Origin of the sequence: Trinickia soli, assembly GCF_002879855.1 — a bacterium.
Classification (GTDB): domain Bacteria; phylum Pseudomonadota; class Gammaproteobacteria; order Burkholderiales; family Burkholderiaceae; genus Trinickia; species Trinickia soli.
In genome coordinates, this window is sequence record NZ_PNYB01000029.1 from 40847 (window position 1) to 64896 (window position 24050).

Here is a 24050-nt window from a genome sequence, read left to right on the forward strand (position 1 = left end):
AGGCCAAGGCGCCGGTCCGATCGGTGTTCCGAGCGACGCCTCACGTGACGCGCACCCCTGCGAGCGCTTATGGCACACGACATGACCTCGTCTTCAAAAGTCGATACCGAAGTCGACAGCGGAGCCGATTCGTGGGTTGCCAAGCTCGGACCAGGACTCATCACCGGTGCGGCGGACGACGACCCGAGCGGTATTGCCACCTATTCGCAGGCCGGTTCGCAATTCGGCTTCAACATGCTGTGGACCGTCTTGCTGACGTATCCGCTGATGGTCGCCATTCAGGTAGTGAGTGCGAGGATCGGCCGCGTTAGCGGCCATGGTCTCGCGTCGAATCTGCGACGCCACTATCCGCGGTGGCTGCTGTACGGTGTTGTCGTCCTCCTGCTGACGGCGAACACCATCAACATTGCAGCTGACCTGACGGCCATGGGTGCGGCCGTCAATCTGCTCGTCGGCGGTCCCACGCGCGCTTACACGGTCGCGCTGGGCCTGTTCTCACTGGCTTTGCAGGTCTTCATGCCATATCGCCGGTATGTGCGCGTGCTCAAATGGCTCACCCTGGCACTGTTCGCCTATGTCGGCGTGATCTTCGCGGTCCGGATCCCATGGGCGGAAGTCGCCGTGCGCACGATACTCCCGCACGTCTCGTGGAGCGGCGGCTACATTACGACGGTGGTCGCCGTGTTCGGCACCACCATCAGCCCGTATTTGTTCTTCTGGCAGGCGTCCCAGGAAGTCGAGGAACTGCATGCGAAGAAAGGACAGCAGGCGTTGACGCAAATGCCGTCGCAGGGTCCTGCAAACCTGAGCCGCATCCGCATGGATACGATAATCGGGATGGCGTTCTCCAATCTCGTTGCGTACTTCATCATTCTCACGACCGCGGTCACGCTGCATGCACACCATGTGACCGACATCCAGAGTTCGTCGCAGGCCGCGTCCGCGTTGAAACCGATCGCCGGCCAGTTCGCGTTTTTGCTTTTCGGTCTCGGCATCATCGGCACGGGGCTGCTCGCGCTACCGGTCCTGGCCGGCTCGGCGGCCTACGCGATGGCCGGCACCTTCCGCTGGAAAAACAGCCTTGCGCTCGAACCGCAAATGGCGAAGCGGTTCTACGGGATCATCGTGCTTGCGACGGTCGTAGGCCTCGCCCTCGACTTCACCTCGATCGACCCGATCAAGGCACTGTTCTGGAGTGCCGTCATCAATGGCGTCACATCGGTGCCGATCATGGTGCTGATGATGCTGATGGCGTCGAACAGGAAGATCATGGGCACCTTCGTTACGCCTGCGCCGCTACGATTGTTGGGATGGCTTTCAACCGGCGTGATGGCCGCCGCGGTGATCGCGATGTTCGTTTTCATCTGAGCAGGCTTCTGCTCTTGCGCCGCGAGGGCAACAGGCATCGTGCGTGGTCTGAAACCACGCGCGATCCTGCGTTATCGGAACACATTGCCAAGGCGGTTGTTCGCATTCGGCGACCTTGACTGAACCGCCTGCCCGCAAGTAGTGCAAGCGTTTCGACGTTCCTTGACATCCGAAGGAAACGGTGGGCGCGTCTGCAAGAGCGAGACAATCAAGTCAGCGCCTTCATCCGGGAAACATTGCCGCGATGCGCGTCGGCGTTGGAACTTCTGCAGCAAGAGTTACAAGTTTGAAATACGCCTATTGGTTGACGCGCGCTATAGTGGCATCCAACCACGCTACCTATTTGAAAGGTGAAATCATGAAGTCCGTTGCCCGCATCGTTTCGTTGGCGGTTGGTGCGCTCGCTATCGGCGCCTCTGGCGCGGCGATGGCAAGGGTCGACATCGGTGTCAACATCGGTGTGCCCGCACCGGTCTATGTGGCGCCGGCACCGGTCTACGCACCGCCGCCCCCCGTCATTTACCAGCCGGCGCCCGTCTATGTCGCACCGCAGATCGTCATCGGTTGGCACGACGACCGCTACTGGGACGGCCGGCGCTGGTGGGGACGCGACGAGTGGTATCACCACCACGGGGATTGGGATCATGGTCGCGGGGATTGGGATCATGGTCGCGGCCACGGTTGGGGGCACGGAGGGCACCGCGGTCGGGATCGTTGACGAACGCAGAGCCCGAAGCGCGCTTGCGGTGAAATCGCCCGCGCATATTGGCGCTCATCGTAGACGACAGGCAATCAGGGAACAACTTCGGTATGCGGACATCGCGTGCCGAACGACATAAAGAAAAACCGCCTCGGCATACGCCGCAGGCGGTTTTTTTGTGAAACGTTGAGCGCTGATTGCGCTGCCGATCTTGATCCGCGTCCAACAAGCGCCGACGATCGACGCCTTGAAGCCGGTCTTACGCGGTCTTACTCGGCCGCGTCGCCCGCCATGCCGCCCACCACCGTGCTGAAGCCGCTATCGACATGCATGATCTCGGCCGTCACGCCGCTTGCGAGATCCGACAGCAGGAAGGCAGCCGCATTGCCGACTTGTTCGATCGTCACGTTGCGCTTGAGCGGCGCATTGCGTTCCACGAAGCCGAGGATCTTGCCGAAGTCCTTGATGCCGCTTGCCGCGAGCGTCTTGATCGGGCCGGCCGAGATGCCGTTTACACGGATGCCCTTCGCGCCGAGCGGGCCGGCCATGTAACGCACGCAGGCTTCGAGCGCAGCCTTCGCCACGCCCATCGTGTTGTAGTTGGGCACGACCTTTTCGGCGCCGAGGTAGGAGAGTGTCAGCAGCGCTGCGTTTTCCGACAGCATCGGCAACGCGGCCTTCGCGAGCGCCGGGAAGCTGTAGGCCGAAATGTCGTGAGCGATGCGGAAGTTCTCGCGCGTCATGCCGTCGAAGAAATCGCCGGCGATCGCCTCGCGCGGCGCAAAGCCGATCGAGTGGACGAGGCCGTCGAGCGTCGGCCAATGCGGCTTGAGCGCGGCAAACAGCGCTTCGATTTGCGCATCGTCGGCGACGTCGCAAGGAAACACGAGTTCGCTGCCGAATTCAGCAGCGAATTCGGTAATGCGGTCCTTGAAGCGATCGCCGACATACGTGAAGGCGAGTTCGGCGCCTTCACGTTTGCAAGCCTGCGCGATGCCGTAAGCGATCGAGCGGTTCGAAAGCAGACCGGTCAGCAAAATGCGTTTTCCAGCGAGAAAGCCCATGAATTCTCCTAGCGTTGTCAGTGCCGGGCGCCGTGCGCGCAAGCGCCGCACAGCGGTGGCGGGTATCGGTTTGGGTAGAATTCTCTCACATTGGCACTTATGATCATCCGATGACGGTGACGACGACTCCAGGCCGGCGCCCGCTTGCGCCACGAAACACCCGCGCGCGCCTCGCTTGGCGTCTGCTGTTCGCATGCTGTCTTGCTTGGACATTCGGCATGGCGCGCCCAGCCATGGCCATCTATGCCATTGCCCAATTCGGCGAGCCCAAGTACCCGGCCGGCTTCAAGCATTTCGACTACGTCAATCCGCAGGCGCCCAAAGGCGGCACGCTCGTGCTGGCGAATCCGAACCGGCTCACGAGCTTCGACAAGTTCAATCCGTTCACGATGCGGGGCAATCCGGCGCCTGGCATCGGGATGCTGTTCGAAAGCCTCACCACGGGCAGCTCCGACGAAGTCGCTTCGGCTTATGGCTTATTGGCTGACGACATTCGCATCGCACCCGATCGGCTCTCGGTGACATTTCATCTGAATCCGCAAGCGCATTTTTCGAACGGCGATCCGGTCACGGCCGAGGACGTCAAATATTCGTTCGACACGCTCAAGAGCCCCAAAGCCGCGCCTCAGTTCGCGGTGTTTTACAGCGACATCACGCGTGCGGTCGTGGTCGACGCCGCCACGATCCGTTTCGAGTTTCGCCAGCCGAACCGCGAGTTGCCGCTGATCGCGGGCGGCATCCCGGTCTTCTCGCGCAAGTGGGGGAGAAAGCCCGATGGCACGCAGGTGCCGTTCGATCAACTTGCGTTCGAACAGCCGATTGGCAGCGGGCCGTACGTCATCGATCATTACGACGGCGGCCACACGATTACCTATCGGCGCGATACGTCGTATTGGGGCGCCGCGTTGCCCGTTCGCGTGGGCACCAACAACTTCGACCACATCACGTACAAGCTTTATGCGGACAACACCGCCAGGCTCGAAGCGTTCAAAGCCGGCGAATACGATGCCCTCGTCGAGTACATCGCGCGCAATTGGGCGCGGCGCGATGTCGGCAAGCAGTTCGACAACGGCGAACTGATCAAGCGGGAGTTCCGTCAACACAACGGCGCCGGCATGCAAGGCTTCGTCATGAACCTGCGGCGTCCGCTGTTTCAAGACGTGCGTGTGCGCCAGGCGCTCGACCTCGCGTTCGACTTCGAATGGCTGAACCGACAGTTGTTCTTCGGCGGCTACACGCGGCTCGACAGCTATTTCGCCGACAGCGAGCAACAAGCGCGCGGCACGCCGAGCGCTGGCGAGCTGGCCATCCTGGAGCCGTTGCGCGCTCAGTTGGACCCGGCCGTGTTCGGGCCGATGACGGTGCAGCCTGACACCGATCCGCCGGGCTCGCTGCGTGCCAATCTCCTCAAAGCCCGCGCGCTATTGGGCGAAGCCGGTTGGCATTATCGTGACGGCGCGCTGCGCAACGCGGCTGGACAACCTTTCACATTCGAGATTCTCGACGATTCCGGTGCGGCGATGGCGCCCGTAGCCAGCGTCTACATCCGGAACCTGAAGAAGCTCGGGATCGAAGCGCGTTTTCGCACGGTGGATTTCGCGCTGATTCAAAAACGATTCGACACGTTCGATTTCGACATGACGTCGCTGCGCTACCCGGATGTTCAGGTGCCCGGCACCGAAGAGGTCTCGCGCTTCGGCAGCAAGTCCGCAGACGAAGAGGGATCGGACAATTTGATGGGATTGAAGTCGCCGGCCGTCGACGCGATTTTGCGCAGGCTCGTGCATGCGCAGACGCGCGCGCAACTCGTCGATGCGGCGCGGGCGCTCGATCGGGTGCTGATGCACGGGTACTACGTCGTGCCGCAGTGGTACAGCACCACGCATCGGATCGCCTATCGACGCGCGTTGCGGTATCCGTCGACGCTGCCGCTGTACTATTCCGCGAGCGATTGGATCGTCTCGACCTGGTGGTTCGCGCCGGTTTCGGCGAAGTAGGGCGCGCGGCGCTCATCGCCCGCGCTTCGCTCAATTACGGACACACGAATATGTGGAGCTACGTTCTCAAACGATTGCTGCTGATGATCCCGACGCTCATCGGCGTATTGACGGTCACGTTCGCCGTCATTCAGTTCGTCCCCGGCGGGCCGGTGGAGCAAGCCGTCTACGAACTGCGCAAAGGGGCGGCCCAGGAGGGGCAGGCGCCGTCGTTCGGCTTGCGCGCGCACTCGGGCGTCGACGCGCAGCAACTCGCTCAACTGAAAGCGCTGTATGGCTTCGACAAGCCGCCGCTGCAGCGTTACTGGCTCATGCTCACGCGTTTCGCCCGCTTCGACCTCGGGCAAAGCTACTTTCATCATCAGAGCGTGTGGTCGCTCGTCGTCTCGAAGTTGCCCGTATCGATCAGCATCGGGCTCTGGACGTTCTTCCTCACCTACCTGATTTCCGTGCCGCTCGGGATCGCGAAGGCCGTCCGCAACGGCTCGCCGTTCGACGTCGCGACGAGTCTCGTCGTCCTCGTCGGGTATGCGATTCCCGGTTTCGTGCTTGGCGTCTTGTTGCTCGTTCTGTTCGGCGGCGGCTCGTTCCTGCAGATCTTCCCGTTACGCGGCCTCGTGTCGGACAACTTCGCGCAATTGAGCTTGGGAGGCAAGATCGCCGATTACCTGTGGCACATCGCGTTGCCCGTCACGGCGTCCGTCGTCGGCAGCTTCGCCGTCGTGACGATGCTGACGAAGAACGCATTTTTGGACGAGATCAAGAAACAATACGTGTTGACCGCGCGGGCAAAGGGTTTGAGCGAAAAGCGCGTGCTTTGGAAGCATGTGTTCCGCAATGCGATGCTGCCGCTCGTGGTCGGCTTTCCCGCTGCGTTCATCGGCGCTTTTTTTACGGGTAGCCTGTTGATCGAAACGCTGTTCTCCCTCGACGGTCTCGGGCTGCTTTCGTACGAATCGGTCGTCCGTCGCGATTATCCTGTCGTGCTCGGCACGCTTTACATCTTCACGTTGATCGGGCTTGCAACCAAACTGCTGTCGGACCTTTGCTACGTTTGGGTCGATCCACGCATTCAATTCGAACAACTGGAGCGCTAACGGTGAGTCATGTTCGCCCTCGTACCGGCGCCGACGCGCAACCGCGTAGCGAACTGCCGAGCGTGCTGGCTTCTCCGTCGCCGATGCGGCGCGTCTGGCGACGCTTCAAACAGCAGCGCCTCGGCTACTGGAGTCTCGTGCTGTTTCTCGTGGCCTTTGGCGCGAGCCTTGCGGGGCCGTTATGGTCGAACGACAAACCGCTCGTCGTGCGCTATGACGGGAAGACCTATTTCCCGATCGTGAAGACCTATCCCGAGACGACCTTCGGCGGCGACTTTCCCACACCGACCGATTATCTGGACCCCTACGTGCGCCGTCGCTTTGCCGCGCCGGGCAATTTCGCGCTCTATCCGCCGAATCACTATTACTACGACACGCTCAACTACTTTTCGCGTGAACCCAATCCGGCACCGCCTTCGCGCGAGAACTGGCTCGGCACCGACTCGCAGGGGCGCGATGTGTTTGCGCGGCTCCTGTACGGCTTTCGCGTGTCGGTCGAATTCGCGTTGGTGTTGACGCTGATCGGCAGCATCCTCGGCATCGTGGCCGGCGCCGTGCAAGGCTACTTCGGCGGGAGGATCGATATCGTCGGCCAGCGCCTGATCGAGATCTGGAGTGCGCTGCCCGAGCTGTACCTGCTCATCATCTTCGCTTCGATTTTCGAGCCCAGCTTGCTGTTGCTGCTCGTCTTGCTGTCGCTGTTCGGTTGGATCGGTTTGTCCGACTACGTGCGGGCCGAATGTTTGCGCAATCGCACGCAAGACTATGTGCGCGCGGCGCGTGCGATGGGGCTGTCGAACTGGCAGATCATTTGGCGTCATGTGCTGCCGAACAGCTTGACGCCCGTCATCACGTTCCTGCCGTTTCGCATGAGCGGCTCCATTCTGGCGCTCACGAGCCTCGACTTTCTCGGCCTGGGCGTGCCTGCGCCGACGCCGAGTCTCGGCGAATTGCTGGCCCAGGGTAAAGCCAATCTCGACGCATGGTGGATCTCGTTATCGACGTTCGGGGTGCTCGTCGTGACGCTGTTGTTGCTGACGTTCATGGGCGATGCGCTACGCAATGCGCTCGATACCCGGATTGCCGACGCCATGCGCGCGGGAGGCAATCAATGAGCGCAACGTCGACCACTTCCGGCGTGCCGCCCGGCGCGGCAGCGATGCAATCCGAGCCGTTGCTTGCACTCGAACATCTGCACGTCGCTTTCGGCGAAACCGTTGCTGTCGACGATCTGACCTTCGCGATCGGGCAGGGCGAGCGCGTGGCGCTGGTCGGCGAATCGGGCTCGGGCAAGACCGTGACGGCACTCGCTATCCTGCGGCTGCTGCGCGACGCGCAGGTGAGCGGGGCGGTCCGGTTCGGCGGCGAAGATCTGCTCGGCAAAAGCGAGCGGGCGATGCAGGGGCTGCGCGGCTCGGAGATCGCCATGATCTTTCAGGAGCCGATGACGGCGCTCAATCCGCTCTATACCGTCGGCGAGCAGATCGCCGAGACGATCGTCGCGCACGAGGGCGTATCGCCTCAGCAGGGCCGCCTGCGCGCGATCGAGCTGTTGGCGCGCACGGGCGTCACCGAGCCGCATCGGCGCGTGCTCAGTTATCCGCATCAGCTCTCGGGCGGGCAGCGGCAGCGCGCCATGATCGCGATGGCGCTTGCTTGCCGGCCACGCCTGCTGCTGGCCGACGAGCCGACCACGGCGCTCGATGTGACGATTCGTGCCCAAATCGTCGATCTGCTGCTCGAAATCCAGCGCGACGAGGCGCAAAAGCGCGGCATGGCCGTGCTGTTGATCACGCACGACCTGAACCTCGTGCGGCGCTTCGCGCAGCGCGTTGCGGTGATGGAGCGGGGCGTGTTGGTGGAAAGCGGCCCCGTCGAACGCGTCTTCGCAGCGCCTCAGCATCCTTACACGCAGCGACTGATCGCAAGTCGCCCGCAGCGCCACGTGACGCCGGTGCTGCCCATTGCCCCGGTGCTACTCGACGCCCGCGACGTGTCGGTTTCATTTGCGACCAAGACGGGCGGTTTGCGCGGCTGGTTCCGAGCGGGCCGCTTCGACGCCGTGTCCAACGCCACGCTGAACGTCAGGCAAGGGGAGACGCTCGGCATCGTCGGCGAATCGGGCTCGGGCAAATCGACGCTCGCGATGGCGCTGCTCGGGTTGCAGAAAACGGCACAGGGCTCGATCGAATTCCAGGGACGCGCGCTATCGAGCTATCGAGGGCGCGAGCAGACGGTGCTGCGCTCGAATATGCAGGTTGTCTTTCAGGATCCCTTCAGCTCGTTGTCGCCGCGGCAGACGATCGAACGAATCGTCGGCGAGGGGCTCGCGTTGCATCGTCCGCAGCTTGGCGCCGCAGCGCGCCGGGAGAAGGTCATCGCAGTTCTGCGGGAAGTGGGGTTGGATCGCACCGTCCTCGCGCGATACCCGCATGAATTTTCAGGCGGACAGCGACAACGGATTGCGATCGCCCGAGCGCTCGTATTGGAACCCCGAATGCTCGTGCTCGACGAGCCGACGAGCGCACTCGACGTGTCGATTCAGCAGCAGGTTCTGACCCTGCTGACTGCGCTCCAGGGCAAATACAACCTCGGGTTCGTTTTCATCAGTCATGACTTGGCCGTCATCGGGGCGATGGCCCATCGGGTGGCAGTCATGCAGAACGGGGTCATTGTCGAGACCGGGGACGTGGAAAGAATCTTCTCGAATCCACGGCATCCGTATACGCAAAAACTCCTGGACGCGAGCCTTCAAGGGTGATTTCTGACAATTACGACGGTACCCCGATTGTTTTTTTTAATTTGTTTTGACATTCGGTAACTTCGTGGCTAGTATCGTCCAAACTTTTCGCAGATCCCTGATTCTTAAGCAAAACCTACCGACCAATGCAGCACCGATATTTTGCCCAGGCTTGTACGCGCGTCGTCGCCGGGATGTTCATTGGCGTGTTGATGACGGCAACAGCCGGCGCGTTCGCAGAAGAAACCAACAATTCGCAGCAGATCGCTTCAACCGCTTCGGCTCAGCACGAGTCCGATGCGTCGTCTTCTCCACTTGCCGCTTCCTCGCAATCGTTTAACCCGAGCACCACGAGTGGGCGCGCCAAGGCGTTCCTGTCCGGTGTCGCGGGCAAAGCCGGCGATGTCGTGGTGGGTGCGCTGAACATGATCGGCGTGCGGTACCGCTGGGGCGGCAACTCGCCCGATTCGGGGCTCGATTGCAGCGGCTTCGTGCGCTATGTGTTCCAGGATACGCTTGGGATGGCGCTGCCGCGTCGCGCCGAGGAAATGAGCCGGGTTGGCGAAAAGGTGAGGATGGCCGATTTGAAACCGGGTGATCTGGTGTTCTTCAACACGATGCGCCGGACGTTCTCGCATGTCGGTATCTACATCGGCGGCAACAAGTTTGTGCATTCGCCTTCCACGGGTAGCACCATTCGTGTCGACGACCTCGACGACGGCTACTGGGAAAAGCGGTTCACGGGCGCGCGTCGGATCGAAACGCAGTTCCAGACGAAGGACGACGATCTGCGTCAGCGTGTCAGCGCCACTTTTGGCGACGGCGTAACGGGCAACTGACGGTTCCACCGGTCCAGGTTGACTGATTCCGGCTTCAGCGCCGGCTTCGCTAAAGAGACAAGCAAAAAGCCCGCTCACGCGGGCTTTTTTGCGTGTGCCGTCGGGCGGGGCAGCCTGCATGCCTGCATGCGTTGGCCGCAAGGCCGCCCCCACAAGCAGCGCATTGACAAGCATCGCGGCACTTCAAGCATCGCTCATGGTCCGGTGGCCGTCCGGCCGCCGCTCGGCGACCCCCGATGCCGCCGCGAGCCCGCCACATCAGGCCGCGGCGGCCACACCTGACCGGTGCTCGACGAGTTTGTGCTGCAAGTCCGCATAAAGCCGCGCCACCGCCTCTTCGCCTGCGAGAATCGCGGCGTTGCGCTGACCGAAGTCGGCCCCGCTCATCGCCGCGAGGTTCGGCCGGATGACGAAATCGGCGTACTTCTCCAGCTCGTATGTCTTGATCGTCTGACCCATGATCGTGAAGGTCTGGAGCAGCACATCGAACGAGTTTTGCGTCAATGCGGTTTCGGGATCGGCCGAGATGTCGACAGCGATGACGAAATCGGCGCCCATTCTGCGTGCGAACGACGCCGGCACGGGACTCACGAGCCCGCCGTCGACATACTCGCGCCCCGCGATCTTCACGGGTTCGAAGATCGACGGAACGCTGCACGATGCACGCACGGCGATGCCCGTGTCGCCGCGCTGAAACAGTATCGGCTGGCCGCTGCGCAGGTCGGTTGCGACGATACCGAGCGGTCGCGTCATCTTTTCGATCGGCCGGCCATGCAGCGTCGAATTCACGTAATTCTGCAGCGCGACGCCTTGCAGGAAACCGCGCGTACGAAACGGCATGGCCCAATCGCTGATCGACGCCTGATCCATCGTCAGCGCGAGCTTGTTGATTTGCAGCCCGCTCATGCCCGAGGCATAGAGTGCGCCGACGACCGAGCCGGCGCTTGTGCCGCACACGAGATCGACCTGCAATCCGCGCGCTTCGAGCGCCTTGATCACGCCGATGTGAGCGAAGCCGCGTGCGGCGCCGCCGCCGAGCGCGAGGCCGATGCGCAGCGGTTTGGGCGGCGCGGCGGGCGGTCGCGCTTCGGTGTTCGAATCGGTTTGCCTGGTCGCGGGCGAGGCGCACGCGGCGAGCAGGGCCGATGCGCACGCGACGGTGAAGCTTCGGCGGGTGAGGCGGGGGGAAGACGGTTTCAACGGTATCTCCAACAACGCGCCCAAACCGGCGCGCAACGATGCGCCGGCATGAGGGTGTGATCTGTGCCGCCAGGCGGCGCGGGCACATGATACGGCAAAAGCGAATCGGCTCGATCGGGGCGCGGACGGTCGGTGCGGGGCAGGCAGGGGAAGGCGGCGGTTATAATTGCCGTTTACTTTTTGTTCGCTCGGCTTCGTTGCGCATCGGTTTCCGACGCGCGCTGCCGAACTTTCGACGCCACCTATGACGACCGTCCGCACTCGTTTTGCCCCAAGCCCGACCGGCTTCATTCACCTTGGCAACATCCGCTCCGCGCTGTACCCGTGGGCGTTCGCCCGCAAGATGAAAGGCACCTTCATTCTGCGCATCGAGGATACGGATCTGGAGCGTTCGACGTCGGAATCGGTCGACGCGATTCTCGAAGGCATGGCCTGGCTGGGTCTTGACTTCGACGAAGGGCCTTTCTACCAAATGCAGCGCATGGATCGCTATCGCGAGGTCGTGGCGCAAATGCTCGATCAGGGGCTTGCGTATCGTTGCTATATGTCGATGGAAGAGCTCGAGGCGTTGCGCGAACGCCAGCGTCTCGCCGGCGAAAAGCCGCGCTACGACGGAACGTGGCGGCCCGAGCCGGGCAAGACCTTGCCGCAGCCGCCGGCCGGCGTCGAGCCGGTGATCCGTTTCAAGAACCCGCTGACCGGCGTCGTGGCGTGGGACGATGCCGTCAAAGGACGCGTCGAAATCTCGAACGACGAACTCGACGATCTCGTCATCGCCCGGCCCGACGGCACGCCGACCTACAACTTCTGCGTAGTCGTCGATGATCTCGACATGCGCATCACGCACGTGATTCGTGGCGACGATCACGTCAACAACACGCCGCGCCAGATCAACATTCTGCGTGCGTTGGGCGGACAAACGCCGGTCTACGCTCACTTGCCCACCGTGCTCAACGAGGCCGGCGAGAAGATGAGCAAACGACACGGCGCGATGAGCGTGATGGGCTATCGCGATGCCGGGTACCTGCCGGAAGCCGTGCTCAATTACCTGGCGCGCCTGGGCTGGTCGCACGGCGATGCCGAGGTGTTTTCGCGCGAACAATTCGTCGAGTGGTTCGACCTCGAGCACCTGGGCAAATCGCCTGCGCAGTACGATCACAACAAGCTCAACTGGCTGAACAACCATTACATGAAAGAGGCCGACAACGCGCGGCTTGCCGAGCTGGCCAAGCCGTTCTTCGCGGCGCTCGGCATCGACGAGGGCGCAATCGCGCAAGGCCCGGATGCGGCTGGCGTCGTTGCGCTGATGAAGGACCGTGCTACGACGATCAAGGAGCTCGCCGAGAACGCGGCGATCTTCTATCGCGTACCGGCGCCGGAGCCCGAAGCCCTCGCACAGCATCTGACCGATGCCGTGCGTCCCGCGCTGGCGGAACTCGCGGGCGCATTGGGAAGTTGCGAGTGGACGAAAGAGGGCGTTTCGGCCGCGTTGAAGGCGACCCTTGCGGCGCATAAGCTCAAGATGCCCCAACTGGCGATGCCGGTTCGATTGCTTGTCGCCGGCACGACGCACACGCCGTCGATTGACGCGGTGCTCGTGTTGTTCGGGCGCGAGGCGGTCGTGGGCCGTATTGAAAAGGGATTGGCCGGCTGAGCGCGGGTTGCTCCAACGCGTCGTTTGCTATCTGCCACGCCTTTTCGTAGAAAAATGAAGAAAGTTCAGCCCAGGGTATTTACAAGCTAAGAAAGGGTCTATACAATCTCATTTCTGTTCTGCAAGGGGGTATAGCTCAGCTGGGAGAGCGCTTGCATGGCATGCAAGAGGTCAGCGGTTCGATCCCGCTTACCTCCACCAAACAACGCAGACAGACTCAAGAAAAGCTCTGGATTCCAGGGCTTTTTTTATTTCCGCCACGGTTTCGCGTCGCCGTCTTACGTCGATAATTGCGGCAACGTTTCGATCGCGGGGTGGCCCATTTGTCCTGTCTTTTTGATAAGGCGGCGGCGTCGATGGGCTGAGTGCCGGCATGACTGCCGCGATGCAAAACCGCTTGCAGAGCGGCGCAAGCTATGCGTATAATTCGAGGCTCTGCTGTTCAAGGTGTTGCGTGTGGCTTTATATTGCGCGATCCGGCCCGGGGCCAGTAGTGAAGTGCTTTCGACAGGCAGTGATTGAAAGAAAAAGCTTCACAAAGCCTAAAAGGCGAGTTAGAATAGCGTTCTTCGCTGTTGACGAAAGTTGAGAGCGAAAAGCAGTAAGTGAAAAGATTTTGTCCCCTTCGTCTAGAGGCCTAGGACATCACCCTTTCACGGTGAGTACAGGGGTTCGAATCCCCTAGGGGACGCCAAAACATCGGCGGCGCTTCAGTGTGGAGCGCAGCAGCTTGCGAGACGAGACCGACGCTCGCGGGTATGATGAGCAGTAAAGGAGTGGTAGTTCAGTCGGTTAGAATACCGGCCTGTCACGCCGGGGGTCGCGGGTTCGAGTCCCGTCCACTCCGCCAGACAAAGCCCGTTCAGGTGTTTCTTGAACGGGCTTTTTCAATAAAAGTGTAAGCAGTACTGTTGTCCCCTTCGTCTAGAGGCCTAGGACATCACCCTTTCACGGTGAGTACAGGGGTTCGAATCCCCTAGGGGACGCCAAACATCGGCGGTGCTTGTTGGTCATCCCTGGGCAACGAAGTGCTGCGGTTCGCGAGACAAGCCAACGCTCGCGAGCGAAGATGCAAGATTGGAGTGGTAGTTCAGTTGGTTAGAATACCGGCCTGTCACGCCGGGGGTCGCGGGTTCGAGTCCCGTCCACTCCGCCAAATCAAAGCCCGTTTGAACATTGGTTCAAGCGGGATTTTTCTTGTGCGCAACCAATACGCCAAACAACGCCGGCACGCAGCGGAGCGGCTCGAGGCTTGCGTGGGCCATCGGACAATCCGCCATTGCAAGTCCCGCTGCGCTGTCTTACTGTGGTCATGATCTCCTACATCTGAGCCACGATGTTCGATCCGACCGACGCACCGTCAACGTACGCGCCATCGCCGTTTCACTTGCGCCGAGCGTCCCTGAGCGACTTCGCGTTCGCGGAGTCGTTGACACGCACCAACATGGGCCACTACTACGAACGGCATCGATTGACCTGGCGAGCCGATTTGTTTCTCGCCAGTTGGCGCGAATCCGAAAACTTCATCCTCGAAGTCGATAACGAGCCGATCGGCCTGCTTCGGCTGACCGAAGAGGACGATTCGCTGCACATTCGCGATGTCCAGATTGCCGAGGGCCACCGAGGCCGCGGAGCGGGAACGTTCCTGCTTCAAACTTCGCACCGTTGGGCGCGCGAGCGAGGTCTGCGCGAACTCCAACTGCGCGTGTTTGTCGATAATCCGGCGGCGAGGCTTTATCTGCGCATGGGCTATCGCGTTGCCGGACCACGTTTCGCACAGCTGGGTCCGATTCGGCACATGGCCCGGCGCGTTTGACTAGCGGTGTGTATGCCGGTACGTCACGGTTGCGGGAACTGTTCCATGATGCTGTCGTCGGCGTCTACATCGTCCGTGCGCTCAGGCGTCTGCTCGGCGTCGCGCATCATGAAGGCGCGCGGGCTTTGGCCGAATGCGCGCCGAAACATGGCCGAAAATGCACTTTGGCTCTGGTAGCCGAGTTCATGGGCGATCTGCGACAGCGCGCGACCGCGCGTAAGCAGCGGAATGGCGCGCGCCAGCACGGCTTGCTGGCGCCACTGCGAAAAGCTCATGCCGAGTTCCTGGCGAAAAAGCCGCGCGATCGTGCGGGTGCTGGCGCCTACGCTTGTCGCCCAGTATTCGAGCGGGTCTGTGTTGCCAGGGTCGGCCAGCAGCGATTCGCAAAGCGCGCGCAACCGCTTTTCCTTCGGCATAGGAACGGACAGCGGCAACGGTTCCGACCGCGTGATCTCGTCCAGCGCAAGTTCGCCGAGCAGCCGTTCGCGTCGTGCGTCGAGTCCGTCCGCATCGAGCGCGGCAATGATCTCGCGCAGCAGCCCTGACATTTCGACGACGCGACAGGTGTCGAGTCCCGGCGGGACGACCGATTCGTCGATATAGAGGGTGCGCAGGTACGCATCTTCGACGATGACGACTTCATGCGGCACATGCGGCGGTACAAAGACCGCGCGCGACGGCGGGACCATCCACGTGCAGCCTTCGGCGCCAAGTCGCATGACGCCGCGCGACGCGTACGCCAGTTGCGCCCAAGCGTGCATATGCAGCGCGATCCGCTCGCCGGCCGGCATCGGGCGGGCGCGCACACGGATCGGATGCGTCGGCGTGGGGGCGACGTGCGGGGGAATGTCGAGTAGCCGCACACGGGCGGTCGGGGGCGACGGGTCGGTCGGGGTCACGGCGAAGGCCCGTTGGTGAAATGAAAGGAATATGCCTGAAAAAGGCGAGGATGTTAGTGATTGTATGCCCTCGCGGCCGCGATATTCGAGATGCATAATGCGCTTTCCTGGCGTGAGGTAGTCCACCATACCAGGCATTGAACGTTCGCCGGCGAAGTCCATGCAACGAATCGAATCAAGATCGGCGACGTCCATTCCATACAACAAGGACGAGGGCACATGCGACACGTATTCATCTACGGCACGCTGCGAGCGGGCGAAATCAACGACATCGGGGTTGCGGCAGCGCGCCATGGCGTCAAAGCGCCGAAGCTCATCGGGCGCGCTGCTGCCAGTGGGCGCTTGTACGATTTCGGCGAATATCCGGGACTCGTGCCCGACGACTTGGCGGGTCCGGTGCGAGGCGACGTCTACGAGATCGACGATGCGCTGGTGCCCGTGCTCGACGAAATCGAAGGAGTGGCTCCGGGGGCAGACAGCCTGTTCAAATCGCGCGAACTGGTCGTTGCCGTCGCGGGGCATCCGGTGCGTTGTTTCTTCTATCCGGTGGACAACGCCTCGGCTTTGGGACGGCCGCGTATCGAGGCTGGCGATTGGGTCAGTTATCGCCTCGCGCGCGATCTGGTCGTGGAGACCTCACTGAAATACGGCAGCTGATCGGCGTGCTGTCTCCTTAGCGATCTGCGCCGCGCATAGTGACAGCTGCGCGGCGCCCGCGACGGGCCAACGATGAGGCCCGCCGCAGTTTTCCTGGCTTGCTTAAACCTCCTCGTACAACGGCAACGTCAGGAATTCGGTGAACGTTTCCGAGGTCGACATCTTCTCGAAGATCGTCGCGGCGCGCTCGTACGATGCGGTGTCGCCCCCGACTGAGTCCTTGATCTTCGGCAGTTCTTCCGCGATGAGACCGCGCACGAGATCGGCGGTCACTTTGCGGCCGTCTTCCAGTTTGCCCTTCGGCGAGCGAATCCACTGCCAAACCTGCGAGCGCGAGATTTCCGCTGTCGCTGCATCTTCCATGAGGTTGTGAATCGGCACGCAGCCGTTGCCGGCCAGCCATGAACCCAGGTAGTGAATGCCGACGTTGATGTTGTTGCGCAGGCCTGCTTCGGTAATCGGTGTTTCGGGGCGGAAGTCGAGCAGATCGGTGGCCGTCACCTGAACGTCGTCGCGTTGTTTGGCGATTTGATTAGGCTTGTCGCCGAGCACGCTGACGAACTCTTCCATCGCGACCGGAACGAGACCGGGGTGGGCGACCCAACCGCCGTCGTAGCCATCCGTTGCGTCGCGCTTCTTGTCGGCGCGCACGCCGCCCATCGCTTTGTCGTTCGCGGCGGCGTCGCTCTTGATCGGAATCAATGCACTCATGCCGCCGATCGCCGGCGCATTGCGTCGATGGCATGTCTTGAGCAGATGCAACGCGTAGGCGCGCATGAACGGCACCGTCATCGTGATCTGCGAGCGATCCGCGAGGCAGAAGTCCTTGTCGTTCTTGAACTTCTTGATCGCCGAGAAAATGTAGTCCCAGCGGCCTGCATTAAGCCCGGCGCTATGTTCGCGCAGCTCGTACAGGATCTCGTCCATCTCGAACGCAGCGAGAATCGTTTCGATCAATACGGTCGCGCGAATCGTGCCGCGCGGCAGACCGATGGCTTCCTGAGCGGCGATGAAGATGTCGTTCCACAGGCGTGCTTCAAGATGGCTCTCCATCTTCGGCAGGTAGAAGTAGGGGCCGCTGCCGCGCGCGAGCAACTCCTTGGCGTTGTGGAACAGGAACAGCGCGAAATCGAAAATGCCGCCCGAGACGCGCTGACCGTCCACCGTGACGTGCTTTTCGTCAAGATGCCAGCCGCGCGGCCGCACGACGAGCGTCGCCGTCTTTTCGTTGAGCTTGTACGTCTTGCCGTTTTGCTCGAGCGAGATCGTGCGGCGCACGGCGTCCTTCAGATTCAATTGACCCGTGATCTGGTTATGCCAGTTCGGCGTATTCGAATCTTCGAAGTCGGTCATGTACGAATCCGCGCCCGAGTTGAGCGCGTTGATGATCATCTTGCGCTCGACCGGACCCGTGATCTCGACGCGACGGCATTCAAGATCTTTAGGCAGCGGCGCGATCTTCCAATCGCCTTCGCGCACCGACTTGGTTTGCGCGAGAAAGTCGGGCCGCTCGCCCGCGTCGAGCCGCTGCGTGCGTTCCGCGCGAGCCTGCAGCAATTCACGACGCCGCGCTTCGAAAGTGCGGTGCAGATCGGCGACGAGCGCGAGTGCCGCGGGCGTCAGGATCGTCTCGAAGCCGGGCTCGATTGCGCCGGTGATTTGCATGCCTTGCGGCAACGACAACGTGTTCGCCATGGAATGTCTCCTTTGGTCGGTCAGATGGCAAAAATACAGGCACCGGCCTTGCACGCCCGGGCTGTGGCGTGCAAGGCCGTGCGCTTCAATCCGTTTCCGTCAACGCGAGCTTCTCGACGAACCCGACGAGGTCGGACATGCCACCGCCGATCGCGCGCGGCTTCGATTCGAGTTCCTCGAAGGGGGCGCCCGCCCGATTGAGCCAAAACGTCGTGTAGCCGAACCAGCCCGCGCCGGCCACGTCCCATCCGTTCGACGAGACGAAGACGATTTCGCGTGCGCTGACGTTCAGCGCGCGCGTGCCAAGCGCGTAGGCAGCCGGCGCCGGTTTGTAGGCGCGCACGGCATCGACCGACAGAACGTGATCGAACAGCTCGGCGATGCCCGCGCTCTTCACTGCAATGTCGAGCATGGCGGGGTTGCCGTTCGAGAGGATGCCGAGCCGCAAGCCGCGTCCGTCGGCCGCGAGGGCAGCGCGCTCGCGCAGTACGCGCAGCGCCGGAGCGGTATCGGGGAAGGCCGACAGGCACGCGTATTGATCCATGAGCCGCTTTTCGCCAGCCGCGTCCAACGGCAAGCCCAAGCGGCGTGCCGCGTAACGCAACGCGTCCAACGTGACGTCCCAGAACGGCTTGTAATGCGAACCGCCCGGGTCGGCCAGCGTGCGCAGTTGCGAGTATTCGATCTGCTTCAGACGCCACAACTGCGATAACGCATCGCCTTGGCCCGGAAACAGCTGCTCGGCTGCCGCCACCACGGAGTGGACATCGAACAGCGTGCCGTACGCGTCGAACAGCACCGCCTTGGGAAAACGTCGTGTAGAGGTCGACATGGCCTGGAACTCCGGTTCGCCGATGCTTTTAGAATTCGGGGTACATTCTATTCGTGACTATATGAGTTAAAAAATGGCCTAATCGTCACTTCATCTTTGACTTTTTGTTGCATAATCGCCCGGTCGATCGTTTTTTAAGGTCATCGGGTCGTGTCGCGCTTCAAGCAAATCGAAACGTTCGTCGCGGTGGCGGCAAAGGGCAGCCTGTCCGCTGCGGCACTTGCAGAAGGTGTGGCGCCAGCGGTGATCGGCCGTCGGTTGGACGCGCTGGAAGAGCGGCTCGGCGTCAAGTTGCTGGTGCGGACGACGCGCAAGCTCTCGTTGACGTTCGAAGGCTCGGCGTTTCTGGAGGACTGCCAGCGAATCGTGGGCGATTTGCAGAATGCCGAGGCCAGCGTATCGGCGGGCGGCGTCAAGGCGAGCGGTCACGTGCGCGTGTCGGCGCCGGCCGGCTTCGGCCGCAAACATGTTGCGCCGCTGATTCCGGCGTTTGCAGCGGCGCATCCGGAAGTGTCGGTGGCGCTCGATTTGTCCGATCGCATGGTCGATGTCGTCAACGAAGGCTTCGACTGCGCCGTGCGTTTCGGAGAGTTGCCCGATTCGTCGTTGGTGTCGTTGAGGCTTGCGGAGAACCGCCGCGTGTGCGTCGGGGCTCCGGCTTATCTGGCCCGCCGCGGCACGCCACTCACGCTTGCCGACCTCGCTCGGCACAACTGCCTCGCGCTCGCGGCCGGCGTCAACCAGCAACGCGGTTGGACCTTTCAACAAGACGGCAAAATCGTCTCGATCAAGGTCTCGGGCACGCTCGAATGCTCGGACGGTGCGGTCCTGCACGAATGGTGCCTGGCCGGGCATGGCTTGGCTTGGCGATCGTCGTGGGAAGCCGGGGAAGACATCGCGGCAGGGCGCCTTGTGACGGTGCTCGACGCGTTCGCGGCCCCGCCCATCGGCATCCATGCGGTCTTTCCGCAGCGCAGGCATCTGCCTTTGCGCGTCCGGCTGTTCCTCGATTTTCTTAAACATACGTACGAGCGTCCCGGCTACTGGCAATAACGATCCGGCCGCGGCGCCGGCGTTCGCTCACGGGTTTCCGATATGCGGACTCACCCCAAGCACGGCCGATGATTGGCCCGCGCCGCACTACAATCGATTCGTGCGCGCTTGCGCTGCACTGCGCAATGCCGCCGGCCGGCACGCATCGCGAACATGAAACGACGAGGGAGGCGCCATGTTCAAGCACATCCTGGTCCCGACCGATGGCTCCGAGCTGTCTCAAAAGGCGATCGACGGTGCGATCGATCTGGCTCGTTCCGTCGGTGCGCGCATCACGGCTTACGCTTGTCTGCCGCAGTATCCCTACTCGCCATTTTCGGAAGCCGTGGTCGAGCCGCCCGCCGATTTTCAGGAGCGCAGCGAGCGCGAAGCGCGCGAGCATCTCGACGAGGTGCAAGCCGCCGCGCGCCTTGCAGGCGTGGCCTGCGACAGTCAAACGAGCGTGCATCCGTCGCCGTACCTGGGCATCATCGAAGCGGCCGAAAGCGGCGGATGCGACGTCATCTTCATGGCATCGCACGGGCGCAGAGGGCTCGGCAGCCTGCTGATCGGCAGCGAGACGCAGCGCGTGCTCACGCATACGAAGATTCCGGTGATCGTCTACCGCTGATTTGTTCTGCGACTTAACGTCAGGCCCCGCATGCATCGCGCATGCGGGGCCTGCGTTCCTCCCTGATTCCCTGTGCGATTCTGTTGCTTACGCGACCTTCTTCGCGTCGAAGAACTGTTCGTCTTCGGTCGAGCCATGCAGCGCCGTCGTCGAGGCTTCACGCTCGACGGTCTGCGTGACGGCGTCGAAGTAGCCGGTGCCGACTTCGCGCTGGTGCTTCACGGCCGTGAAGCCCTTTTCGGCGGCCGCGAATTCGGCTTGCTGCAATTCGACGAACGCGCTCATCTGCGAGCGTGCATAGCCATGCGCGAGGTTGAACATCGAGTAGTTGAGCGCATGGAAACCGGCCAGCGTGATGAACTGGAATTTGTAGCCCATCGCACCCAGTTCCTTCTGGAACTTCGCGATCGTCGCATCGTCGAGGTTCTTCTTCCAGTTGAAGGACGGCGAACAGTTGTACGAAAGCAGCTTGCCGGGGAATTGCTTATGAATGGCCTCGGCGAACTTCTTCGCGTATTCCAGATCGGGCTTGCCCGTTTCGCACCAGATCATGTCCGCGTACGGCGCGTAGGCGAGGCCGCGCGAGATGGCTTGCTCGAGGCCCGGCTTGGTGCGGAAGAAGCCTTCGACCGTACGCTCGCCGGTCAGGAACGGGCGATCGTTCTCGTCGACGTCCGAGGTGATCAGATCGGCAGCTTCGGCATCCGTGCGTGCGATGAGCACAGTCGGCACGCCGCAGACGTCGGCAGCCAGACGCGCCGCGGTCAACTTCGCGATGTTTTCGCGCGTCGGCACGAGCACCTTGCCGCCCATGTGGCCACACTTTTTCACCGATGCAAGCTGATCTTCGAAGTGAACCCCCGATGCGCCCGCTTCGATCATCGCCTTCATCAGTTCGAATGCATTGAGCACGCCGCCGAAGCCGGCTTCGGCATCGGCCACGATCGGGGCGAAAAAGTCCACATAGCCTTCATCGCCCGGATTCTTCCCCTCGGACCATTGGATCTGGTCGGCGCGCGTCAGCGTATTGTTGATGCGCTTGACGACGAGCGGCACGGAGTTGGCCGGATACAGCGATTGGTCAGGGTACATTTCGCCCGCGACGTTGGCATCGCCCGCCACCTGCCAGCCCGAGAGGTAAATCGCCTTGAGGCCGGCCTTGACCTGCTGCATCGCCTGGTTGCCCGTCAGCGCACCCAATGCATTGACGAACGGCTCGGTGTTGACCGACGCCCACAACTTTTCTGCGCCGCGCTTGGCGAGCGTGTGCTCAGGCTGCACCGACCCGCGCAGACGAACGACGTCGTCGGCCGTGTAGCCGCGCTTGATGCCTTTCCACCGCGGATCGGCTTCCCATTGCTGTTGAAGTTGCTGTGCTTGCTGTTGGCGTGACATGGTGGGCTCCTGTTGCCTGGAAGAGAGGAAAGAGAATCTCGCTTGCTGCGGCCGGTTGGTCGCGAACTCTTATATAAGAGTCTAGGCAAAGTAGAGCGGATGGAACAGGCGCTTTCTAACGTTTCTTTACTGTAATTAAATGTTCAAAATCAATGCGTTAATGCATGTGTTGCACAATATGAAATGTGTTTTTTCATGCCGCAACGGCTTTCTTTGTGCCACGCAGCACGGATTTTTACGACACAAAAGAACATTTCATATCGTGAAATTTGGGTCCGATTAGGTTATGGTGAAGGACGTAGGCGGGCGTGGTCGGCATAAGGGCGAAAAAAAACCGGTGCGATCAGGTTTCGCACCGGTTCTTTTCTGACCGACTGGGGACGTCGGCCATGCGTGTGAGGCGGTCTTTCACCGCCTGATATCAGCCGGTGCGTCGCGCGCCGCGCTGGCCATCGGTGCGACGGCCTTGATAGCCGCCGTCGCGAGCGCCATAGCCTTCACGCGAGCCGTTCGAGCTGCGACCGCTCCAGCCGCTGCCGCTGCCAGCGGGGCGCTTGTCGCCGTTGCTGCGCGGCGAGCTGTTCGAGCCGAATCGGCGACCGCTGTTGCCTCCCGGACGACCACGGCCGGCGCCGTTGCCGCTACGCGCCGGCGGCGCCTTACGCGGCTCGAAGCCTTCGATGACGTTGACCGGCAGCGGTGCGCGCACGAAGCGCTCGATCCGCTTCAGCGCGCCTTGCTCCGCATGATGCACGAGGCTCACGGCGATGCCCGAGCGACCAGCACGACCCGTACGGCCGATGCGGTGCACGTAATCTTCGGCGAACTTCGGCAGATCGTAGTTGAACACGTGCGTGATGCCCGGGATGTCGATTCCGCGCGCGGCGACGTCGGTTGCCACGAGCACGCGCACACGGCGCTCGCGCAGCGCACGGATCGTGCGGTTGCGTGCGCCTTGCGGCAGATCACCATGCAGCGCGGCGGAGGAGAACCCTGCATCCGCGAGACGGCCAGCCAATTGGTCGGCGTCGCTCTTCGTTGCTGTAAACACGATGGCCTGATCGAGGCCCGTATCGCGCAGCAGATGATCAAGCAGACGATCTTTGTGATCGCGGTCGTCGACGTAGTGGACCGTCTGCGCGATGTTCGTGCGCGATTCCATGCGCTGGACAATCTCGATGCGTTCCGGGTCGCGCAGCAGACGGCTCGTCAGCGAGCCGATCTTGCCGTCCAGCGTGGCCGAGAAGAGCATCGTCTGGCGCGTGGCCGGGGTGGCAGCCACGATCGTTTCGATGTCGTCGATGAAGCCCATGTCGAGCATGCGGTCGGCTTCGTCGAGCACGAGGATTTGCAGTTCCGACAGATCGATCCGGCCGCGCTCCAGATGGTCGAGCAGACGACCCGGTGTCGCGACGAGGATTTCGGGGTTCTTGGCGAGCAACATCAATTGCTGGCCGTAAGCCACGCCGCCGAGAATGCTGACCGTGCGCAAGCGGCGCAGATGCTTGCCGTATGTCGAGGCGGCGGTCGTGACCTGCATGGCGAGCTCGCGCGTGGGCGTCAGCACAAGCAGGCCCGGGCGGGCCACGGGCGGGCCGCGGCGCGGGCGGCGCTCGGCCCCGGCTTCACGCGGCTCGCGCGGCTGGGCGGCCTGCTGCTTCTGCACCTGCGCGAAACGCTCGATGGCCGGCAGCATGAATGCCGCCGTTTTGCCCGAGCCCGTCGGGCTCGAGACGAGCAGGTCGCGGCCTGCGATGGCGGCCGGAATGGCACGCTCCTGCACGGGCGTGGGCGCAGCATAGCCCGCAGCCGTCAGCGCCGAGACGATCTCGGGCGACAGGCCCAACGAGGCAAACGTGGGGCCGGACGGCGCTTCGACGGCAGGCGCTTCCGTCACGGGGGCGTCAAGCGGAAGGCTGAGGGCGCGATCGGCAACAACGTTCAACGGGCTGGTTTCGAGGCTCGAAGTCATGAGAATCCTAAGAAGACGGCAAAAATACGTCGGCGCCAATCGGCATTACCCAAGTCTTCGGATTCAGCATGCAAGGGGCACGCGAGCAAATCGCAAAACGGGGGCAGCTCGCGAAATGATGCGAGCTTTTCGTTAGAAGCTGTATCGGATACGGGGACGCCGCTATGGCATCGCCGTCAGCCTGGTATGAGACGGCCTGTTAGGGCCTAGGCGGAAGGGGACAGGTTCTAAACTGGATTGGAGCAAAACGCTACGGTACACGTTACGCGCCGGCTCGTGCCGGAGGTGACGCGCAGCCGGCATTATAGAGGCTTTTGCTGCGGCGCGCCACTACGAGCCTTGTCCAATGGCAAAGGAGTCTGGGCGGGGTGGCGTGATTCCAACGGCAAAGGAGTCTGAGCGGGAAGTTTTTAGGGGTCGATCATTGCGGGATGGTGATCGACATGAATACGACAAGGCTGG

Annotated in this window: 19 protein-coding genes and 5 tRNA genes; 17 read left to right on the forward strand and 7 right to left on the reverse strand. The window is 62.1% G+C overall.

What is annotated here, in order from left to right:
* The first annotated feature begins 81 nt into the window (after positions 1 to 81).
* Positions 82 to 1368: an NRAMP family divalent metal transporter gene (locus tag C0Z19_RS24245; protein WP_102612407.1), complete on the forward strand. Its 1287-nt coding sequence runs from the start codon at positions 82 to 84 to the stop codon at positions 1366 to 1368.
* Between the two features lie 358 nt (positions 1369 to 1726).
* Complete coding sequence (locus C0Z19_RS24250; protein ID WP_102612388.1) at positions 1727 to 2086, forward strand: PXPV repeat protein; 360 nt, start codon at positions 1727 to 1729, stop codon at positions 2084 to 2086.
* A 251-nt stretch (positions 2087 to 2337) separates the two neighbouring features.
* Here the strand turns inward: C0Z19_RS24250 and fabI are convergent, their stop codons facing one another.
* Positions 2338 to 3132, reverse strand: a complete 795-nt coding sequence (gene fabI / locus C0Z19_RS24255; protein WP_102612389.1) for an enoyl-ACP reductase FabI — start codon at positions 3130 to 3132, stop codon at positions 2338 to 2340.
* A gap of 110 nt (positions 3133 to 3242) precedes the next feature.
* On the opposite strand from fabI, the gene C0Z19_RS24260 reads away from it, so the two are divergent.
* The 5 genes from C0Z19_RS24260 (at position 3243) to C0Z19_RS24280 (ending at position 9805) form a co-directional block, all read left to right on the forward strand.
* Entirely contained in the window at positions 3243 to 5129 is a 1887-nt protein-coding gene (locus C0Z19_RS24260; RefSeq protein ID WP_102612390.1) for an extracellular solute-binding protein, read from the forward strand.
* Between the two features lie 50 nt (positions 5130 to 5179).
* Positions 5180 to 6226 (forward strand): microcin C ABC transporter permease YejB, encoded by a 1047-nt coding sequence (locus C0Z19_RS24265; RefSeq protein WP_102612408.1) that lies wholly within the window; start codon positions 5180 to 5182, stop codon positions 6224 to 6226.
* An 83-nt stretch (positions 6227 to 6309) separates the two neighbouring features.
* A complete protein-coding gene (locus C0Z19_RS24270; protein ID WP_102612410.1) occupies positions 6310 to 7341 on the forward strand; it encodes an ABC transporter permease in 1032 nt (343 codons plus the stop codon).
* Positions 7338 to 8987, forward strand: coding sequence for an ABC transporter ATP-binding protein (locus C0Z19_RS24275; RefSeq protein WP_233196270.1), 1650 nt, complete (start codon positions 7338 to 7340; stop codon positions 8985 to 8987). The genes C0Z19_RS24270 and C0Z19_RS24275 overlap by 4 nt, the downstream gene beginning before the upstream one ends.
* Before the next feature lie 125 nt (positions 8988 to 9112).
* On the forward strand, positions 9113 to 9805 hold the full coding sequence (locus tag C0Z19_RS24280) for a C40 family peptidase (RefSeq protein ID WP_102612391.1): 693 nt from the start codon (positions 9113 to 9115) through the stop codon (positions 9803 to 9805).
* A 258-nt stretch (positions 9806 to 10063) separates the two neighbouring features.
* Here C0Z19_RS24280 and C0Z19_RS24285 read toward each other — a convergent pair whose 3' ends face one another.
* Positions 10064 to 11152 carry a patatin-like phospholipase family protein gene (locus tag C0Z19_RS24285; protein ID WP_425330311.1) on the reverse strand — a complete coding sequence of 363 codons (1089 nt, stop codon included), beginning with the start codon at positions 11150 to 11152 and terminating at the stop codon, positions 10064 to 10066.
* A gap of 97 nt (positions 11153 to 11249) precedes the next feature.
* Between C0Z19_RS24285 and gltX the strand changes: the two genes are divergently transcribed.
* From gltX to C0Z19_RS24320, 7 genes are all read left to right on the forward strand, one after another.
* Entirely contained in the window at positions 11250 to 12659 is a 1410-nt protein-coding gene (gltX, locus tag C0Z19_RS24290; RefSeq protein ID WP_102612393.1) for a glutamate--tRNA ligase, read from the forward strand.
* A gap of 125 nt (positions 12660 to 12784) precedes the next feature.
* Positions 12785 to 12860 (forward strand) — tRNA-Ala (locus C0Z19_RS24295).
* 417 nt (positions 12861 to 13277) lie between these two features.
* Positions 13278 to 13353 (forward strand) — tRNA-Glu (locus tag C0Z19_RS24300).
* A gap of 79 nt (positions 13354 to 13432) precedes the next feature.
* Positions 13433 to 13509, forward strand: a tRNA-Asp gene (locus C0Z19_RS24305).
* 63 nt (positions 13510 to 13572) lie between these two features.
* Positions 13573 to 13648 (forward strand) — tRNA-Glu (locus C0Z19_RS24310).
* A gap of 90 nt (positions 13649 to 13738) precedes the next feature.
* Positions 13739 to 13815 (forward strand) — tRNA-Asp (locus C0Z19_RS24315).
* 180 nt (positions 13816 to 13995) lie between these two features.
* Positions 13996 to 14475, forward strand: coding sequence for a GNAT family N-acetyltransferase (locus tag C0Z19_RS24320; RefSeq protein ID WP_102612394.1), 480 nt, complete (start codon positions 13996 to 13998; stop codon positions 14473 to 14475).
* A 23-nt stretch (positions 14476 to 14498) separates the two neighbouring features.
* Here the strand turns inward: C0Z19_RS24320 and C0Z19_RS24325 are convergent, their stop codons facing one another.
* Positions 14499 to 15374, reverse strand: a complete 876-nt coding sequence (locus C0Z19_RS24325) for an AraC family transcriptional regulator (RefSeq protein ID WP_233196271.1) — start codon at positions 15372 to 15374, stop codon at positions 14499 to 14501.
* Between the two features lie 219 nt (positions 15375 to 15593).
* On the opposite strand from C0Z19_RS24325, the gene C0Z19_RS24330 reads away from it, so the two are divergent.
* Complete coding sequence (locus C0Z19_RS24330; RefSeq protein ID WP_102612395.1) at positions 15594 to 16031, forward strand: gamma-glutamylcyclotransferase family protein; 438 nt, start codon at positions 15594 to 15596, stop codon at positions 16029 to 16031.
* Positions 16032 to 16133: 102 nt separating this feature from the next.
* Here C0Z19_RS24330 and aceB read toward each other — a convergent pair whose 3' ends face one another.
* Together aceB and C0Z19_RS24340 are read right to left on the reverse strand one after the other, a co-directional pair.
* Positions 16134 to 17726: a malate synthase A gene (gene aceB / locus C0Z19_RS24335; protein ID WP_102612396.1), complete on the reverse strand. Its 1593-nt coding sequence runs from the start codon at positions 17724 to 17726 to the stop codon at positions 16134 to 16136.
* 85 nt (positions 17727 to 17811) lie between these two features.
* Positions 17812 to 18558, reverse strand: coding sequence for a haloacid dehalogenase type II (locus C0Z19_RS24340; protein WP_102612397.1), 747 nt, complete (start codon positions 18556 to 18558; stop codon positions 17812 to 17814).
* A 150-nt stretch (positions 18559 to 18708) separates the two neighbouring features.
* Here C0Z19_RS24340 and C0Z19_RS24345 point away from each other — a divergent pair, with 150 nt between their 5' ends.
* Together C0Z19_RS24345 and C0Z19_RS24350 are read left to right on the forward strand one after the other, a co-directional pair.
* Positions 18709 to 19611, forward strand: coding sequence for a LysR family transcriptional regulator (locus C0Z19_RS24345; RefSeq protein WP_102612398.1), 903 nt, complete (start codon positions 18709 to 18711; stop codon positions 19609 to 19611).
* Between the two features lie 175 nt (positions 19612 to 19786).
* Positions 19787 to 20221 (forward strand): universal stress protein, encoded by a 435-nt coding sequence (locus C0Z19_RS24350; RefSeq protein ID WP_102612399.1) that lies wholly within the window; start codon positions 19787 to 19789, stop codon positions 20219 to 20221.
* 87 nt (positions 20222 to 20308) lie between these two features.
* Here the strand turns inward: C0Z19_RS24350 and aceA are convergent, their stop codons facing one another.
* Both aceA and C0Z19_RS24360 read right to left on the reverse strand, forming a co-directional pair.
* Positions 20309 to 21616, reverse strand: coding sequence for an isocitrate lyase (aceA, locus tag C0Z19_RS24355; RefSeq protein WP_102612400.1), 1308 nt, complete (start codon positions 21614 to 21616; stop codon positions 20309 to 20311).
* Positions 21617 to 22037: 421 nt separating this feature from the next.
* The gene (locus C0Z19_RS24360; RefSeq protein ID WP_102612401.1) at positions 22038 to 23588 is read right to left on the reverse strand and encodes a DEAD/DEAH box helicase; all 1551 of its coding nucleotides are present in this window, start codon (positions 23586 to 23588) and stop codon (positions 22038 to 22040) included.
* Positions 23589 to 24050 lie beyond the last annotated feature (462 nt).

Excerpts from the sequence above, each read along its gene's own strand:
- fabI (WP_102612389.1), bottom strand. The coding sequence starts at position 3,132 with ATGGGCTTTCTCGCTGGAAAACGCATTTTGCTGACCGGTCTGCTTTCG.
- C0Z19_RS24260 (WP_102612390.1), top strand. The coding sequence starts at position 3,243 with ATGACGGTGACGACGACTCCAGGCCGGCGCCCGCTTGCGCCACGAAAC.
- aceA (WP_102612400.1), bottom strand. The coding sequence starts at position 21,616 with ATGTCACGCCAACAGCAAGCACAGCAACTTCAACAGCAATGGGAAGCC.
- C0Z19_RS24330 (WP_102612395.1), top strand. The coding sequence starts at position 15,594 with ATGCGACACGTATTCATCTACGGCACGCTGCGAGCGGGCGAAATCAAC.
- C0Z19_RS24245 (WP_102612407.1), top strand. The coding sequence starts at position 82 with ATGACCTCGTCTTCAAAAGTCGATACCGAAGTCGACAGCGGAGCCGAT.
- C0Z19_RS24270 (WP_102612410.1), top strand. The coding sequence starts at position 6,310 with ATGCGGCGCGTCTGGCGACGCTTCAAACAGCAGCGCCTCGGCTACTGG.
- C0Z19_RS24340 (WP_102612397.1), bottom strand. The coding sequence starts at position 18,558 with ATGTCGACCTCTACACGACGTTTTCCCAAGGCGGTGCTGTTCGACGCG.
- C0Z19_RS24265 (WP_102612408.1), top strand. The coding sequence starts at position 5,180 with ATGTGGAGCTACGTTCTCAAACGATTGCTGCTGATGATCCCGACGCTC.
- gltX (WP_102612393.1), top strand. The coding sequence starts at position 11,250 with ATGACGACCGTCCGCACTCGTTTTGCCCCAAGCCCGACCGGCTTCATT.
- C0Z19_RS24360 (WP_102612401.1), bottom strand. The coding sequence starts at position 23,588 with ATGACTTCGAGCCTCGAAACCAGCCCGTTGAACGTTGTTGCCGATCGC.
- C0Z19_RS24275 (WP_233196270.1), top strand. The coding sequence starts at position 7,338 with ATGAGCGCAACGTCGACCACTTCCGGCGTGCCGCCCGGCGCGGCAGCG.
- aceB (WP_102612396.1), bottom strand. The coding sequence starts at position 17,726 with ATGGCGAACACGTTGTCGTTGCCGCAAGGCATGCAAATCACCGGCGCA.
- C0Z19_RS24320 (WP_102612394.1), top strand. The coding sequence starts at position 13,996 with ATGTTCGATCCGACCGACGCACCGTCAACGTACGCGCCATCGCCGTTT.
- C0Z19_RS24250 (WP_102612388.1), top strand. The coding sequence starts at position 1,727 with ATGAAGTCCGTTGCCCGCATCGTTTCGTTGGCGGTTGGTGCGCTCGCT.
- C0Z19_RS24350 (WP_102612399.1), top strand. The coding sequence starts at position 19,787 with ATGTTCAAGCACATCCTGGTCCCGACCGATGGCTCCGAGCTGTCTCAA.
- C0Z19_RS24280 (WP_102612391.1), top strand. The coding sequence starts at position 9,113 with ATGCAGCACCGATATTTTGCCCAGGCTTGTACGCGCGTCGTCGCCGGG.